The following is a 16,509-nucleotide window of genomic DNA, read 5'->3' on the forward strand; positions in this document are numbered from 1 at the left end:
CTTGACACCCGTCCGTATCAGATGGAAAGTGACACGTAACAGTTCCCAATAACGGGGGGAACGGAACTTGGAGGTGACGGGCAGTGCCCACACGCTCGAACAAAGCAGTGCCCACACTCTCGAACAAGGTCGTGCTCATCACCGGTGCCGCACGCGGAATCGGAGCCGAGACCGCCCGCGCGCTGGCTGCCAAGGGCAGCAAGCTGGTGCTTACCGACGTGGACGAGGCACCGCTCCGTGAATTGGGACTCGAACTCGGCGACTCCGCCGTGACCGTCGTCGCTGACGTTCGTGATCTGACGGCCATGGAGGCCGCGGTCGACGAGGGAATCGTGAAGTTCGGGGGCATCGACCTCGTGTTGGCCAACGCAGGAATCTCCAGCTACGGCTCCGTGCTGCAGGTGGACCCAGAGACATTCGCGCGAGTGCTCGACATCAACATCCTCGGAGTGTTCAACACGGTCCGCGCGACACTGCCGTCGCTGATCGAACGCAACGGCTACATCCTCGTCGTGTCCTCGCTCGCAGCCTTCGCGCCGTGTCCGGGGCTCGCGGCGTACAACGCAAGCAAAGCCGGGGTCGAGCAGTTCGCCAACGCGCTTCGTCTCGAGGTCGCGCACCAGGGTGTCGACGTGGGATCGGCTCACATGGCCTGGATCGACACCCCGCTCGTGCGGGACGCCAAGGAAGACCTCGGAGCATTCCGCGAGATGCTCGACGTGATGCCAGGACCGTTCGGGCAGACGATGACCGTAGACAAATGCGTCGACGCCTTCGTCGACGGGTTGGAAGGTCGCAAGCGCAAGGTGTACGTGCCCAGATGGGTGGCGTTCGCAGGCCACTTCCGGTCGGTTCTCAATTCGGCCGTCGCCGACCGCGCGCTGCTGAAGCACGTGCCACGGTTGCTTCCGAAGATGGACGCCGAGGTGGCCGCACTCGGCCGTTCCACGAGCAAGCGAAACATTGCACGTTGATCCAGCCCACTCTGACGAAAGCTGTTCGATGACAACGACATCCCATTCCGAAGCGCGGAACGAAGCCGACATCGCAACGGTCGACGTCCTGATCGTCGGTGCCGGGCTGTCCGGTATCGGCGCAGCCCATCACCTGCAGTCGAAACTGCCCGGCAAGACCTACGCCATTCTGGAGAGCCGCGGCGCGATCGGCGGCACGTGGGACCTGTTCCGCTATCCAGGAATCCGCTCGGACTCCGACATGTACACCCTCGGATACAACTTTCGGCCGTGGACCGGTGACAAATCGATCGCCGACGGTGCATCGATCCGGGAGTACATCGAAGACACCGCCCGCGAGGGTGGGATCGACAGTCACATCAAGTTTCACCACAAGGTCGTCGCTGCGGAATGGTCCACGGCGGAAGCCAAGTGGACCGTCACGGCACTGCGGTCGGACACCGGCGCCACCGTGCAATTGAGGGCGTCGTTCCTCATGTGCTGCAGCGGCTACTACGACTACGACAAGGGCTTCACCCCCGAGTTCGCCGGTATCGAAAACTATCGTGGGACCGTCGTTCATCCCCAGCAGTGGCCGGAGGACCTGGACTACGTAGGCAAGAAGGTCGTCGTGATCGGCAGCGGGGCAACGGCGATCACGCTGGCCCCAAACCTCGCTCGTGAGGCGTCGCATGTCACGCTCCTGCAGCGTTCGCCGAGCTACATCATGTCGCTGCCGTCGAAGGATCCCATCGCACTTGCCCTCCGCAAGTTGCTGCCTTCTCGTGCCGCGTACAGCGTTACTCGCGTCAAGAACGCGGTCATCGCCATCGGCATGTACGTTCTCTGCCAGCGCTATCCGAAGTTCATGAAGAAGCGCATTCGCAAGCTTCAGGAAGGGTGGCTCCCCGCGGGTTACGACCTGGACACGCACTTCACCCCGAAGTACAACCCGTGGGATCAGCGGTTGTGCCTGGTGCCGGACAACGACCTCTTTCGATCGATCCGACGGGACGAGGTCGAACTCGTCACCGACCATATCGACCACTTCACCGAGACCGGTATCGCGTTGAAGTCGGGGAAGCAACTCGACGCAGACGTCGTCGTCACTGCAACGGGACTGAACCTGGTCGCGTTCGGACACGTGAACCTGAAGGTCGACGGGCGGGAGGTCGAGCTCACCGACACCATGTCGTACAAGGGCATGATGTTGACCGGCATCCCCAACTTCGCCTTCGTCGTTGGGTACACCAATGCATCGTGGACGCTCAAAGCCGATCTCGTCTGCGATTACGTCGTTCGACTCCTCGAACACATGGACGAGAACGGCTTCCGTGAAGTGCGACTCCAACGCGACGCGTCGGTGGGGGAGGAGCCCTTCCTCGACTTTGCGGCCGGGTACGTGCTCAGGTCTGTCGATTCGTTCCCCAAGCAAGGTTCAGTGGCACCGTGGCGGCTACGGATGAACTACTTCCGTGACTTGCCCGCGTTGCGGTTCGGCAAGCTTGTCGACGAGAACATGAGCTTGCGGTGATGACTCCTCACTGCGACGGTCTATCCGCAGTGTGACGTAACACAGACCCGTAACCGGGCGATTGGTATTCGAATCGTTATTCGGGAAGCGGCATTTCGGTTGGATGCCCAGGCTGTGGCCTGGCAGTATTGCGTCGAAGTGTCCGCCCCGGGTAGACGCTCGGAATCGGTCGGTCTGGAAGTGGAGTGTTCATGAGGATCTCGCGCGGAGTCGTTTTGGCCGCGGTGGTGACGGTGGCGGCAACAGTCGCCCTTTCCGGTTGCACGTCGTCTACGGATAGCACAACCGCTGCTGCACCCATCGACTCGAACCCGATCGCCGAACTCCTCAAGCCGAAGCTGTCCTCGACCGTTGCCGATGGTGCCGTGGGATTCTCACCTGCTGATCCAGTGACCGTCACAGTTGCCGACGGCAAGTTGGCGAACGTGACGATGCTGAACCCGGAGGGTGTCCCGGTAGCCGGAACAATCGCGCCCGACGGCATGAGCTGGACCAACACCGAACCGCTCGGGTACAACCGGCAGTACCGAGTGCAGGCCGACGCCTATGGTCTCGGCGGATCGAGTAGTACCGTCAGCAGCTTCACCACCAGCCAGCCGGGCAACTTCACCAAGCCGTACGTATTGCCGTACGAGGGCGACGTCGTCGGAATCGGCCAGCCGGTTGCAGTTCAATTCGACGAGACGATCACCGACAAGGTCGCGGCACAGAACGCGATTCAGGTGACCACCACACCCGCCGTCGAAGGCGCGTTCTACTGGGTCAACGACCGCGAGGTTCGGTGGCGCCCGCAGAATTACTGGGCGTCGGGCACGCGCGTGGAGGTCGCAGTCAACGTCTACGGCCGCGATCTCGGTGGCGGCATCTTCGGCCAGGAGAATGCGACGACGTCGTTCACAATCGGCGACGCTGTAGTCGCCACCGCCGACGACAACACCAAACAGGTCACTTTCAGTGTCAACGGACAAGATGTCATCACCATGCCGACGTCGATGGGTAAAGACAGCACGCCGACCGACAACGGTGTCTACATCATCGGAGACCGCTTCGAGCACCTCGTGATGGATTCGTCGACGTACGGCGTGCCAGTGAACTCGGCAAGCGGATATCGCACACCCGTCGACTGGGCCACCCGGATGTCCTACAGCGGTATCTTCTTCCATTCGGCGCCGTGGTCGGTCGGGCAGCAGGGCTACTCGAACGCGAGCCACGGTTGCCTCAATCTCAGCCCGTCGAACGCGAAGTGGGTCTACGACAACACCAAGCGCGGTGACATCGTCGTGGTGAAGAACACCGTGGGCGGCACCCTGTCCGGTACCGATGGGCTCGGCGACTGGAACATTCCGTGGGAGGAATGGAAAGCAGGCAACGCCACCTCGGTGTAGCTGCTAGCGGTTGTCGTCCTTCGCGTACCGTGCGGGATCGATCCCGAGTGTCTTCAGATAGGCGACGGGTTCGATGCTGGAGCCGTTGCTCCTTACTTCGAAGTGGAGATGTGGTCCCGTCGAGTTGCCGGTGCTGCCGACAGTTCCGATCTGGTCTCCCGCTGCGACCGTGTCGCCGACGTCGACACCGATGCTCGACTGATGACCGTAGTACGTCACCGTGTTGCCGCTCTTGATGCGCACGAGATTGCCGTAGCCGTCGCCTGCGTCGCCTGCCTGCTCGACGGTTCCTCCGGTGACGGCGTAGATCGGAGTTCCCGACGGTGCAGCGAAGTCGACGCCCTGGTGGAACTGGCCGCCGTTGCCGGTGGGGTTGTTGCGGCCGCCGTATCCGGATGTGATCTCGTAGCTGCGCGCCGGTAGCGGAAGAATTGACCCGCCGAGTCCGACTGCTGGAGGAGCGGCCGTGATCTCCGGCTCGTCCGCGGCGGTGTCCTCGCTCGGCGCGGGGCCGAAGTCGGAATCGAGAATGACGCCGGCGACTTCGCTGATGAGTGCGCCCGTGGCGTCCAGGACGGCGGCGAGGATTGCTGACCGCTGCTGCGCGTCAGGCTGCGGAATCGGGACCTCGGGCAGGTCGATGGTCGGCTGCGCTGCTGCAACAGCCGGGTTGATCAGACCCGTGGCACCGATGCACAACGCCGCCGACAACACCGAACCCGCAATAACCCTGTGAACTCTTCGACCCACGTCTAGTGCCTCCTCGTCTCTGCCCGACAGATGTATCCCATGTGGGCTTCGTACCGGTGGCGCGTTTCGGGGCGCGTCGAATCAACGCTGAACGTTCACAGCTTTAACGTTGGTACTTTTCTTCCCCAAAAGTGCCATTTGTAACCGTACGTCACATGAACCCCATAGGAAACTCGAAAGTTGAATTACAACAACGTAATTCGTTGTGCGCCTTTCCAGTCCATGTGCGGGTAGCGACGCGTCGGGGGCAATTGAGCTACTCGTGGGCGTCAGAGCCAGCCGAGGACACAAAAAAGCCGGCCTCCGTGTGGAGACCGGCTTTCTTGCTTCTATGGGGTGAGTGACGGGACTCGAACCCGCGACACCCAGGATCACAACCTGGTGCTCTACCAGCTGAACTACACCCACCATAACTGCCTCCACTTCGCCCTTTCGGGCTCTGTATCAGCAGCGGAGATAATACTAGCGGTTCGTTTCTTCAGTTGCGAATCGCCCTCAGGTTGGCGTGTCGAGACCTTCGACGACGGCGGCAATCTCGCTGGTCGACGGGCCTGGAGGGGCCACGAAGACGGTCTGGCGGTAGTACTGCAGCTCCTTGATCGACTCCTTGATGTCGGCCAGTGCGCGGTGTGCGAGCCCCTTCGCCGGCTGACCGAAGTAGATCCTCGGGTACCACCGACGTGAGAGCTCCTTGATCGAGCTGACGTCGATCATGCGGTAGTGCAGGTAGGTGTCCAGCTCGACCATGTCGCGTGAGATGAAACCGCGATCGGTGGCGATCGAGTTGCCTGCAAGCGGAACGGTCCCTGCAACCGGCACGTGCTCACGGATATACGCCAGTACCTGCTGCTGAGCTTCTTCCAAGCTCACCGTGGATGCGCGCACCTCCTCGGTCAATCCGGACTTGGCATGCATCTTCTTCACGACGTCGGGCATTCCGGCGAGGGCGTCGTCGTCGGCATGAATGACGATGTCCACGCCCTCACCGAGGATTTCGAGCTCGCTGTCGGTGACGAGCGCCGCGATTTCGATGAGTTTGTCCTTCGACAAATCCAAGCCGGTCATTTCGCAATCTATCCACACAAGTTTGTCCTGCACGAGACACACACTAGTGCGAGCGTGCTCACCGCTAAGGTTTGCGGTGGCGATCCACTGTGAGCGAACCGAGAAGGAGCATGCGGATATGACGGTCGATCCGGCACCGGAGAATTTCACCCCAGATGTAGCGATTCCATCCACAGGCGCCGAATTGTCCCCTGCCGAGAAAGCGAAGGTAGCCAAGGCTGCCGCCGTCGAAGCCGCTCGGGTCGCCGCGGAAGCACTGGCGGCTGCCGAGGCCGCTGAGAAGGAAGCTGCAGCCGCAGAATCTGTCGCTGCAGTTCCAGCCGTCGCCGAAGCTAGCACCGTCTCAGGTGAGATCGCTGCCGGTTACGCATCGGAAGGAGCGGCACTCGAACTCGGCACAGTCGTCCTCGACGGGTCGACTGATCCGGATGCGAAGATCCGTATTCCCCTCGCCACACTCAACCGGCATGGACTCGTCGCCGGAGCCACCGGTACCGGCAAGACGAAGACGCTGCAGGGCATCGCGGAGCAGTTGTCCGCGGCGGGGGTACCGGTCGTCATGGCTGATGTGAAGGGCGACCTGTCCGGGCTGTCGGCGCCGGGTGAAGACAACGAGAAGATCCGCGCTCGTGCGGTCGACACCGGCGCGTCGGACTGGGTTCCGACCGGATATCCCGTCGAGTTCCTCTCCCTGGGCACCGAAGGAATCGGAATACCGGTGCGCGCGACCATCACGGCGTTCGGTCCCATCTTGTTGAGTAAGGTGTTGGGGCTGAACAACACTCAGGAGTCGACGCTCGGTCTGATCTTTCACTGGGCGGACAAGCAGGGGCTCGCGCTGCTGGACCTCAAGGATCTCCGCGCGGTCATCACACATCTGACGAGCGACGAGGGCAAAGCGGACCTGAAAGGCATCGGCGGCGTCTCGTCAGCGACGGCTGGGGTCATTCTGCGCGCGCTCGTCAACCTCGAAGCAGACGGCGGGGACACCTTCTTCGGCGAGCCCGAGCTCGAGACCGAGGACCTCCTACGCATAGGCGCCGACGGCAAGGGTGTCATCACGCTGTTCGAACTCGGAGCCCATGCGGCGCGACCAGTGATGTTCTCGACATTCCTCATGTGGGTTCTCGCCGATATGTTCCAGACGCTCCCTGAGGTAGGCGACGTCGACAAGCCCAAGCTCGTCTTCATCTTCGACGAGGCCCACCTGTTGTTTGCGGACGCTTCGAAAGCATTCCTGCAGCAGGTCGAGCAGACCGTGAAGCTGATCCGGTCCAAGGGGGTCGGCATCTTCTTCTGCACGCAGCTCCCGACCGATGTGCCCAACGAAGTGCTCTCTCAACTCGGCGCGCGGATCCAGCACGCCTTGCGCGCGTTCACACCCGACGATCAGAAGGCGCTGAACAAGACCGTCCGTACCTATCCGAAGACGAAGGCGTACGACCTCGAGAAGGCACTGACCTCGCTGGGAACCGGTGAGGCAATCGTGACGGTCCTGTCCGAGACGGGTGCACCGACGCCGGTGGCATGGACCAAGATCCGTCCGCCCCGCTCGCTCATGGACACCATCGGCAACGACGCCATCGCCGCTGCCGCGACGGCAAGCCCGCTGAGCGCACAGTACCGCGAGACGATCGACCGCGAGTCGGCGTACGAAAAACTGCAGGCTCGGGTTGCGGATGCCCCCGTTCCCGCAGAGAACTTCGACTACCCGCCGTTGCCGACGGATTTGCCCGACCTGCCGCCGTCGGTACCGGAGGGTCCGTCCGCTGCCGAACGGATCATGGACAATCCAGCGGTCAAGAGTTTCTTGCGATCCGCGGCTTCTGCTGCAGGACGGGAGATCTCACGCAGCATCTTCGGTACCGGGCGCCGCCGCAAGAGGTGATGCCGCTAGCCGCCCAGCTTCTTGTAGAAGCTGCCGACTATGGGCGCCGAGATGGCGCGCGGGCTGTACTGGCCTGCGATCGACATGCCCTTGCTCAGCAACCCGGGAACGACTCGCATCTTGTTCTTGGCGAGCGAGTCGAGTGACAGCTTCGCCGTGTACGCGCTGTCGATCCACAGAAAGTCTGGAACGAGCTTGTCGACGATCGACGCGTCGGCCGGATCAGGCGTCTCGGTGCGGACCGGACCGGGCGCGAGAAGAGTGACGTGGACGCCGCTGTCCTTCAGTTCGAGCCGCAGCGACTCGGAGAACGTGTTGACGAAGGCCTTCGTCGCTGCATACGTCGCGTTGTTGGGGATGGCCATATTGCCCGCCGCGGAACCGGTGATGAGAATGCCCCCGCTGCCGCGAGCAATCATCCCCGGGATAACCGCCAGCGTCAGGTCGTGCACCGCAACGGCATTGAGTTCGACCTGGTCGCGCTCGTAGGCAGGGTCGAGTCCCGACACCGGTCCGAATGTCGCGATGCCGGCGTTGTTGCACAGGATGCTGATCTCGCGGCCGGCAATCTCGTCGGCAAACGGAGTGCGCGCGTCCCGGTCCGACAGGTCGAGAACGCGGATTTCGACGGTCACTCCGTGATCGGCCTCGAGCTTCTTCGCGAGTGCTTCGAGCAACTCGCCTCTCCTGGCAACGATGATCAGCGAATGGCCGCGTGCGGCAAGTTCGGTGGCCAACGCCTCTCCGATGCCGGAAGAGGCTCCGGTGACGACGGCACGGGCTTCGGGTGCAGGACTCGGCAGGCTCACGGTGAGACAGGGTAGTGGATGGGATCAGATGCGTGCCGCGAGAGTTGTTCCCTGCTCGATCGCTCGCTTGGCATCGAGCTCCGACGCCAGCTCGGCGCCACCGATCACATGGGTTGCGGTCCCCGAGGACTCCAGGTCGTCGACCAAGTCTCTGACCGATTCCTGTCCGGCGCAGACGACGATCGTGTCGACGTGCAGGGTGCGTGGACGCTCGTGTTTGTCACCGAACGTGATGTGGAGTCCGTCGTCGTCGATCCGCTCGTAATTGACTCCGGACAGCTCGTGCACGCCTTTCGCTTTCAGCGCTGCACGATGCACCCAGCCGGTGGTTTTTGCGAGGCCGGCGCCGATCTTGCCTTTCTTGCGTTGAAGTAGGTAGACCTCGCGAGGTGAGGGTGCGGGGACAGGGGTCGTGAGTGCGCCGGGCGCTGCTTCGGGTTCGGTGACGCCCCACTCCTGCTTCCACTCCTTCAGATCCAGGGTGGGGGACGCGTCGGTGGTGAGGAATTCGGAGATGTCGACGCCGATGCCGCCTGCACCGATCACCGCGACCCGCTCGCCCACTGGCCTACCGTCCTCGACCACTTCGGCGTAGGACAACACCGACGGGTGATCGATGCCCGGTATGGACGGAATTCGAGGTACGACGCCGGTGGCAACGACGACCTCGTCGAAATCCCCATTGCGCAGTTCGTTCGCGGTCACCCGATGGCCCAGATGTACGGCGACGTCGGCGTCTTTCAGCGCGTTGGTGAAGTAGCGGATGGTCTCGGCGAACTCCTCCTTGCCTGGAATTCGCTGTGCTATGCCGAATTGACCGCCGAGAGTGGGACGCGCTTCGAAAAGGCTGACGGCGTGTCCGCGTCGGGCCGACTCCAAGGCAGCAGACAGCCCGGCGGGACCGCCACCGACGACGGCAACCTTCTTGGGCCTACGAGTGGGAAGTAGCTGCAGTTCGATCTCACGTCCGGCACGTGGATTGACCAAACACGAGACAGTCTTGTGTACGAACGCGTGATCGAGGCACGCCTGGTTGCACGCGATGCAGGTGTTGATGCTGTCTGCGGCGTCTGCCTCGGCTTTGCGCACCCAGAACGGGTCGGCGAGCATAGGTCTAGCCATGCAGATCAGTTGCGCGTCGCCACGCTCGAGAATGTCCTCGGCGATGTCGGGCATGTTGATTCGGTTCGACGCCGCGACGGGGATGGAGACGTGTTTGTCGAGCTTTCCGGTGATGTCTGCGAATGCAGCGCGGGGTACGGAAGTCACGATGGTGGGCACTCTCGACTCATGCCAACCGATGTCGGTATTGATGATGTCGACGCCGACGCGTTCCAATTCCTGTGCAAGAGCGACGATGTCGTCCCAGCTCTGACCGCCCTCCACGAGATCGGCCATCGACAGTCGGAATACGATCAAGAAGTCCTGCCCGACGGCTTCGCGAATCTGCTGTGAGATCTCCACTGCGATCCGGCGCCTGTTCGACGGACTCCCACCCCATTCGTCGCGTCGGTGATTGGTGCGCTCGGAAAGAAACTGATTGATGAAATAGCCTTCGCCGCCCATGATTTCGACGCCATCGTATCCGGCCGACTGTGCCAGTCGGGCGCAGCGCACGTAGTTGCGGATTTGCCACCGAACCCCGCGTGAGGTGAGCCGTCGTGGACGAAAGGGATTGATAGGAGCCTTGATCGACGACGCCGACACACTGAACGGCTGGTACGAGTACCGGCCGGCGTGCAGGATCTGGAGCGCGATCTTGCCGCCTTCGCGATGAACGGCGTCGGTGATCGTGCGATGTCGACGCGCCTCGAGACGATTGGTCAGCTTCGCGCCGAACGGAAGCAGCCAGCCGGTTCGGTTGGGCGCGTATCCGCCGGTCACGATGAGCGCGACCCCGCCGCGCGCCCGTTCGGCGAAATACTCGGCCAATCGACCGGTGTCGCGTGCCCGGTCCTCGAGTCCGGTGTGGATCGAGCCCATGATCACGCGATTTTTCAACGACGTTCTGCCGATGTTCAGCGGTGAGAGCAGGTTCGGATATCTAATCGATGTGGTCACAGTTTCTCCAAGATCTCGTCGCACCATTCGGCAAAGCCTTCCTCGACTCGGATCCCTCCGCGAAGCACGAGGTATTGGTGCAACGCAGTTCCGGTGAGGTCGTCAGGGGAGGGAAAATCGCGCTTCTCGATAAGTCTGTACAGCTCGAGGCGTTCGACGTGGACCGACCTGTGGCGCCTGACCTCGGCCGTCAACGCGGCGATGTCACCGTTGGCGGCGCCGCGGATCTTCACGGCCAGTTCTTCGCGCAAAGTACTCGGTTCGGTCGGCTCGGCAATCCATCGGTCGAGTTCGTTTCGTCCGGCAACGCTGACCGAGTAGACCTTTTTGTCCGGTCGGCCTTCTTGAACGACCGCGGTGCCGACGATCCATCCCGCCGCGTCCATTCGCGTCAAGACTCGATAGATCTGTTGGTGTGTGGCGCTCCAGAAGAAGCCGATGGACTTGTCGAATCTGCGCGCGAGTTCGTACCCCGAGCCGGACAGTTCGGTGAGGGAGACGAGTATCGCGTGTTCGAGTGCCACGCGAACCAGTATGTATGCAACGGACTGACTATGCAACAGAGTGCATAGCTAGATTCTTGGCATGAGGGCATAGCGGACGAGCCGATACCTGAGTAGCAGGTCCATCGAGCCCGACTCGCCTAGGCTTCCCGTCATGGACACTCGGGCCGAGAATGCCGTCGTCGGCGTCGCGACTGCGCGCAAACAGGTATTCGCCTGGGGGATATGGGATTGGGGATCGGCCGCGTTCAATGCGGTCATCCTCACCTTCGTGTTCTCGGTGTACCTCACCGATGCCGTCGGTGACGATCTCCCCGGATCGATCTCGGCTACGTCGTGGTTCAGTTGGTCGGTCGGAATTGCGGGCGTCGTGATCGCGGTGCTGGCGCCCGTGTCCGGCCAACGCTTCGATGCCAGAGGCAAGAGGAAGCGTTCGCTCGCGCTCCTCACCGGCTTGACGGTCGTGAGCATGTCCGGTCTCTACTTCGTCAAAGACGACTACCACTACCTGTGGCTGGGGCTCGTGCTGCTGGCGGCAGGATCGATTCTGTTCGAGTTGGCCAGCATTCCGTACAACGCGATGCTCAGGCAGGTGTCGACTCCGGAGAACATCGGCCGCGTCTCCGGATTCGGTTGGTCGATGGGATATTTCGGCGGAATCGTCCTGCTGTTGATCTGCTACGTCGGCTTCATCGTCGGAGACGGAGACACTCGCGGACTGTTCGGCCTGACGACGGACGGTGGTCTCAACATCCGTGTCGTCGCGCTCCTCGCCGCTGTGTGGTTTGCCGTATCCGCCATCCCGGTGCTGCTCACCGTCCCCGAGTTGCCTTCTACGGCGGCCGATCCCGGTGCCGCCAAAGCCGGAATGCTCGAGTCGTACAAGGTTTTGTTCCGCGACCTTCGTGAACTCTGGTCAGCCGACAGGCGCAGCGTCTACTTCCTGGCCGCGAGTGCGTTGTTCCGCGACGGTCTCGCGGGTGTGTTCACGTTCGGAGCGGTACTCGCCGTGAGCGTGTACGGAATCGGGACCGCCGACGTGTTGCTGTTCGGCGTTGCAGCGAATGTAGCCGCCGGGCTGGGCGCGATCACGGCGGGTCGATTCGATGATCGAGTGGGCCCGAAGGCGGTCATCGTGTTCTCGCTGACAGCGATGATTCTCGCGGGTGTTGTACTTCTGTTCGTGTCAGGTCCGTTGATGTTCTGGGTGTTCGGCCTGATTCTCTGCTTGTTCGTCGGCCCTGCGCAATCGTCCTCTCGTACGTATCTGGCGCGGTTGGCTCCACCCGGTCGGGAAGGACAGTTCTTCGGCCTGTACGCGACGACGGGTCGGGCAGTGTCCTTCCTGGCGCCGACTCTGTTCGGACTTTTCGTGTGGATGTTCGACGCCGACCGCGCCGGAATCGGTGGATTGCTGGTGGTTCTGGTCATCGGATTGGGCGCACTTCTGGCGGTCAAGTCACCGGACAAGGTCTGACGAAACCGACGATCAGGTCGATATGCGGGCAAGAATCTCCGAGGCCAGGCCGTCCGGTGCCTCCTCCGGTACCCAATGCGACACACCGTCGAGCTCGACGAACTTGTACTCCGCATCCACGAACTCGCCGCATCGTTCGGCGCCTGCACGGCCGATGGCCGAGTCCTGATTGCTCCAGAGAAAGGTCGTCGGAACACTCACCGGACCCAACCGTCCGAACTCGCTCGTCATCGCCCGGTACCACTCGAGAGCGGCCGTGAGTGCGCCCGGCTCGGCGAGGTGCTTCACGTATCTGTCGTCCGGACTGTCGTCGGAGAACATCGCCCGTAGTCGCTGCGCATCGTTCTCCAGCAAGAGTTGTTCGGCTTTGCCCTCTTGACGAAGCAGTCCGATGTACGACGACCGCTCCTGTTGGTCGGCATCCTCTCGGACGGCCCAACCGAAGGCGGCGGTGTGCGGTACCGACACTGCCGTGAGTGAACGAACCTGCAAAGGATGGGTAGCGGCCAATTGCCAGGCAACGGCGGCGCCCCAATCGTGCCCAACGACATGCGCGGATTCGAGGCCGAACGCCTCGATGATCGCGAGGACGTCGTCGACCAGGTGAGAAGACCGGTAGGAGTCGGTCCCGAGGGGACGTGCGCCGGGGGAGTAGCCGCGCTGGTCAGGTGCGATGGTGCGAATGCCGGCGGCGGTGAGAGTTGGCACGACGCGGTCCCAGCATGCCGAGGTCTGCGGAAATCCGTGAAGAAGTACGACCGGGACGCCGTCGTCGGGTCCGTCCACAGACACGTCGAACACCAGACCGTCGACGGTCACTGTGGTGGCGCTTGCTGTCATGGATGAGTCCTCTCAGCCGTGGTTCCGTTTCCACCCTCCCATGCCGAGCACGATGAGCCGTACTTGATGTTCGGTCCGGCGCAAGAGTTCACGTTCTTTCGCACTGTTGGGTCGATCGATTTCCAGCAGGCCCACCGTCGCGGTCAGCATCGTGGACACGATGAGGTCCGCAGCCATCTCCAGATCGGCGATGTCCCACGATTCGAGGCCGGGCATGCGAGAGAGATCGATGGTCAGCTCGCTGACGAACATGCGAAGTTCGGTTGCGAACGCCCGTCGAATCTCGGTCACTCCGCCGTAGCGTTCTCGTGCGAGAAATCTGAACTGGTCCTCGTGCAATCTGACCTGACGCACGAGGATGCGCAACGATTCGGTCGCGTTCTTGGTAGTGGGGTCCTTGCGTGCGTCCCGAAGCATCTGCCTCAACATCCGCATCGAGTCCTCTACGAGCGCGACGCCCAGATCCTCCATCGACGCGAAGTGGCGATAGAACGCAGTAGGGACGATTCCTGCAGATCGTGTGACTTCCCGCAGGCTGACACTCGCGAACGAGCGGTCGCGCAGCAGGTCGAGAGTGCCGTCGATGAGTGCCTGCCTCGTCCGCTCCTTGCGCTCGGCACGGGTGCCCGGTTCTGTCACATGTTCGAGTTTATTGCCGTCCATTGTGTGATCACCTCCGGTCCTGACCTCGAAATGCCGACGTGTGTGATGGTCGTCACTTGCACGCGCACCATGTCGGTGCGGTCACATTGGCGTTGACAGTTCCCGGTATGGATCTGCCACACTTGATTCTAGTGCACATCCGTACACTGAAACGGTCCTTCGTTTCGTTACGAACACGGGAGGCGACATGACAGTCCAGCAGAAGACTCGGCGCCCGAGTAGCCGAAGCAAGTTCTCGCTGTTGTCACTGTTCGAGGCAATGGCCACTCCGCATGCTCTCGATCGGTACCTCGAACTGGTCGACCCGATGACAACAGTCAGGGACCTCCGCGGTGAGGTTACCGCTGTACACCGCTCCACTGCGGACACCGTTACGCTGACCATTCGCCCGACGCACCAGTGGCAGGGCTTCGAAGCCGGTCAGTTCGTGCAGGTCGGAGTCGTCATCGACGGCGTCCGGCACACCAGGTGCTACTCGCCCGCCTGCTCGCAGTATCGCGACGACGGACGAATCGAGCTCACGATCAAGGCTCATCCGGAGGGACTCGTTTCGCAGTACCTTCACGGCAACGCTTACGTCGGTCTCGTGGTGAGTCTCTCGCAAGCCGACGGCACCTTCCATCTACCGTCACCGAGGCCGGACCGTGTTCTGCTCATCAGCGGCGGAAGCGGCATCACTCCGGTGCTCTCGATGCTCAGGACGCTGCTGGACGAGGGGTACAGCGGCGCCCTGACTTTCTTGCACTACGCGTACACAGAGAACGACGTCTCGTACCGAGCCGAACTCGACGCTATCGCGGCCGAGAACGACAACGTTCGGATCGTGCTTGCGTACACCGACCAGGAGTCGGGTGGCGATCTGCACGGATTCTTCGGCACAGAGCACCTCGACGCCGTAGCCCCGTGGTATTCCGACGCCGAAACGTACCTCTGCGGCCCACCGGGATTGATGCGCGGCGTCAAGAGTGTGTACGCGGATCTTGGACTGAGCGAGAACCTCCACCTCGAGGAATTCGCGGCCCCGGTGGCAGTCGTCGCGGAGGATGCCGCGGGCGATGTCACCTTCTCCGACAGTGATGTCGTCGCGTCCAACTCCGGGCGGACACTGCTCGAGCAGGCGGAAGACGCCGGATTGACCCCCGCGTACGGCTGCCGAATGGGGATTTGTTTCACCTGCACGTCGGTGAAGACCTCTGGATGCACTACGAACGTCAAGACGGGTGAGAAGGACAGCGAGCCGCACAAGAAGATTCAACTCTGTGTCACGGTGCCCGTCGGTGATGTCTCCATCGAGATCTGACAGCTCGGCCCACGTATCGAACCCGTCCGAGAACAACCTTTCGACAATCGAAACGGAGAGTGTTTCAATGTTCGGAATACCTTTGTCTGCAGTATCTTTGCCGTTCTTCGGTTCCTCGGCCAAGGCTGAGGCGCTCACTCCGACCGTCCTGTCCTACGAGCAGGTCCAGGAGCTCGGCCGCGAACTCGACGAACTGCGCGCACGCACCGTCGCCAAGCTCGGTGACACCGATCGTGAGTACATCTACAACATCGTCAAGACTCAGCGTGGATTCGAAATCGCCGGTCGCGCAATGATGTACCTTCCCTTCCTGCCGCCAGTCTGGCTCGCTGGAGTCGGAGCTCTCGGTGTGTCGAAGATCCTCGACAACATGGAGATCGGGCACAACGTCATGCACGGCCAGTACGACTGGATGCGCGAACCGGGCTTCAATTCCGAGGTCTTCGAGTGGGACACTGTCTGCCCGGCCGATCAGTGGAAGCACTCGCACAACTACATGCACCACACCTTCACCAATATCGTCGGCAAGGATCGCGATATCGGCTACGGCATCTTGCGCATGGACGAGGGGCAGAAGTGGAATCCGTACTACCTCGGAAACCCTGTCTACGCCTTCCTGCTGATGACATTCTTCGAGTGGGGCGTGATGCTGCACGACCTCGAATCGGAAAACATCATCCAGGGCAAGCGCAAGTGGCACGACGTGAAGCCGCTGCTTCAGGGAATGTGGCGCAAGGCAGGCCGCCAAGTTCTCAAGGACTACGTCATCTTCCCAGCGCTGTCGGGTCCGTTCTTCGTCACCACGTTGGTCGGTAACGTCGGTGCCAACCTGATTCGCAACCTGTGGACCTACTCGATCATCTTCTGCGGACATTTCCCTACCGGAGTCCAGACGTTCACCGAGGAGGAGACCGCCGACGAGTCGCGCGGTGAGTGGTATGTCCGTCAGATGCTGGGCTCGGCCAACATCGAAGGTTCGCCGCTGTTCCACATCATGTCCGGGAACCTGTCCCACCAGATCGAACACCACCTGTTCCCCGACCTGCCCGCGCATCGCTACCCGGAACTGGCCCCCGAAGTGAAGGTGCTGTGTGACAAGTACGGTCTCCCGTACAACTCCGGCGGATTCTTCAAGCAGATCGGCTCGGTGTGGGGAAAGATCTTCAAGCTCGCCCTTCCGAATTCGCTGACCGGTTCGGAGCCGACCGTCGGTGTTATCGTCGAGCGCAAGAAGGTTGCTGCGTAGGTGGCCGGTGCAATCGAATCGAATACCGAATCAGG

The 16,509-nt window shown here is 61.9% G+C and carries 14 protein-coding genes and 1 tRNA gene; 7 read left to right on the forward strand and 8 right to left on the reverse strand.

The window, feature by feature from the left end:
- Nucleotides 1-107 precede the first annotated feature (107 nt).
- The 3 genes from WDS16_RS05400 to WDS16_RS05410 all read left to right on the forward strand — a co-directional run bounded on the left by WDS16_RS05400 (nt 108) and on the right by WDS16_RS05410 (nt 3,872).
- Nucleotides 108-974, forward strand: a complete 867-nt coding sequence (locus WDS16_RS05400) for an SDR family oxidoreductase (protein ID WP_338893251.1) — start codon at nt 108-110, stop codon at nt 972-974.
- Nucleotides 975-1,002: 28 nt separating this feature from the next.
- Complete coding sequence (locus WDS16_RS05405) at nt 1,003-2,487, forward strand: NAD(P)/FAD-dependent oxidoreductase (RefSeq protein ID WP_338891073.1); 1,485 nt, start codon at nt 1,003-1,005, stop codon at nt 2,485-2,487.
- Nucleotides 2,488-2,678: 191 nt separating this feature from the next.
- Nucleotides 2,679-3,872 carry a L,D-transpeptidase gene (locus WDS16_RS05410; protein WP_338891075.1) on the forward strand — a complete coding sequence of 398 codons (1,194 nt, stop codon included), beginning with the start codon at nt 2,679-2,681 and terminating at the stop codon, nt 3,870-3,872.
- Nucleotides 3,873-3,875: 3 nt separating this feature from the next.
- On the opposite strand, the gene WDS16_RS05415 is transcribed toward WDS16_RS05410, so the two are convergent.
- From WDS16_RS05415 to orn, 3 genes are all read right to left on the reverse strand, one after another.
- Nucleotides 3,876-4,622 (reverse strand): M23 family metallopeptidase, encoded by a 747-nt coding sequence (locus WDS16_RS05415; protein WP_338891076.1) that lies wholly within the window; start codon nt 4,620-4,622, stop codon nt 3,876-3,878.
- Between the two features lie 332 nt (nt 4,623-4,954).
- Nucleotides 4,955-5,030, reverse strand: a tRNA-His gene (locus WDS16_RS05420).
- An 87-nt stretch (nt 5,031-5,117) separates the two neighbouring features.
- The gene (gene orn / locus WDS16_RS05425) at nt 5,118-5,720 is read right to left on the reverse strand and encodes an oligoribonuclease (protein WP_338891077.1); all 603 of its coding nucleotides are present in this window, start codon (nt 5,718-5,720) and stop codon (nt 5,118-5,120) included.
- Nucleotides 5,721-5,805: 85 nt separating this feature from the next.
- Between orn and WDS16_RS05430 the strand changes: the two genes are divergently transcribed.
- Nucleotides 5,806-7,575, forward strand: a complete 1,770-nt coding sequence (locus tag WDS16_RS05430) for a helicase HerA-like domain-containing protein (protein ID WP_338891078.1) — start codon at nt 5,806-5,808, stop codon at nt 7,573-7,575.
- A gap of 5 nt (nt 7,576-7,580) precedes the next feature.
- Here WDS16_RS05430 and cmrA read toward each other — a convergent pair whose 3' ends face one another.
- Genes cmrA through WDS16_RS05445 form a run of 3 tightly spaced genes read right to left on the reverse strand, consistent with a single transcriptional unit; the run spans nt 7,581 to nt 10,969 of the window.
- The gene (gene cmrA / locus WDS16_RS05435) at nt 7,581-8,384 is read right to left on the reverse strand and encodes a mycolate reductase (protein WP_338891079.1); all 804 of its coding nucleotides are present in this window, start codon (nt 8,382-8,384) and stop codon (nt 7,581-7,583) included.
- 24 nt (nt 8,385-8,408) lie between these two features.
- Nucleotides 8,409-10,445, reverse strand: a complete 2,037-nt coding sequence (locus tag WDS16_RS05440) for an NADPH-dependent 2,4-dienoyl-CoA reductase (RefSeq protein WP_338891080.1) — start codon at nt 10,443-10,445, stop codon at nt 8,409-8,411.
- Entirely contained in the window at nt 10,442-10,969 is a 528-nt protein-coding gene (locus tag WDS16_RS05445; protein WP_338891082.1) for a PadR family transcriptional regulator, read from the reverse strand. Before WDS16_RS05445 ends, WDS16_RS05440 begins: the two co-directional genes overlap by 4 nt.
- 133 nt (nt 10,970-11,102) lie before the next feature.
- On the opposite strand from WDS16_RS05445, the gene WDS16_RS05450 reads away from it, so the two are divergent.
- Nucleotides 11,103-12,425 (forward strand): MFS transporter, encoded by a 1,323-nt coding sequence (locus tag WDS16_RS05450; protein ID WP_338891083.1) that lies wholly within the window; start codon nt 11,103-11,105, stop codon nt 12,423-12,425.
- A 12-nt stretch (nt 12,426-12,437) separates the two neighbouring features.
- On the opposite strand, the gene WDS16_RS05455 is transcribed toward WDS16_RS05450, so the two are convergent.
- Both WDS16_RS05455 and WDS16_RS05460 read right to left on the reverse strand, forming a co-directional pair.
- Nucleotides 12,438-13,265, reverse strand: a complete 828-nt coding sequence (locus tag WDS16_RS05455) for an alpha/beta hydrolase (protein ID WP_338891084.1) — start codon at nt 13,263-13,265, stop codon at nt 12,438-12,440.
- Nucleotides 13,266-13,277: 12 nt separating this feature from the next.
- Nucleotides 13,278-13,928 (reverse strand): TetR family transcriptional regulator, encoded by a 651-nt coding sequence (locus WDS16_RS05460; protein WP_231912666.1) that lies wholly within the window; start codon nt 13,926-13,928, stop codon nt 13,278-13,280.
- Between the two features lie 187 nt (nt 13,929-14,115).
- Here WDS16_RS05460 and WDS16_RS05465 point away from each other — a divergent pair, with 187 nt between their 5' ends.
- Nucleotides 14,116-15,228 (forward strand): ferredoxin reductase, encoded by a 1,113-nt coding sequence (locus WDS16_RS05465; protein ID WP_338891088.1) that lies wholly within the window; start codon nt 14,116-14,118, stop codon nt 15,226-15,228.
- A 67-nt stretch (nt 15,229-15,295) separates the two neighbouring features.
- Nucleotides 15,296-16,474, forward strand: coding sequence for an acyl-CoA desaturase (locus WDS16_RS05470; RefSeq protein WP_338891090.1), 1,179 nt, complete (start codon nt 15,296-15,298; stop codon nt 16,472-16,474).
- Nucleotides 16,475-16,509: the final 35 nt, after the last annotated feature.

This window comes from Rhodococcus sovatensis, assembly GCF_037327425.1.
Classification (GTDB): Bacteria; Actinomycetota; Actinomycetes; order Mycobacteriales; family Mycobacteriaceae; genus Rhodococcoides; species Rhodococcoides sovatense.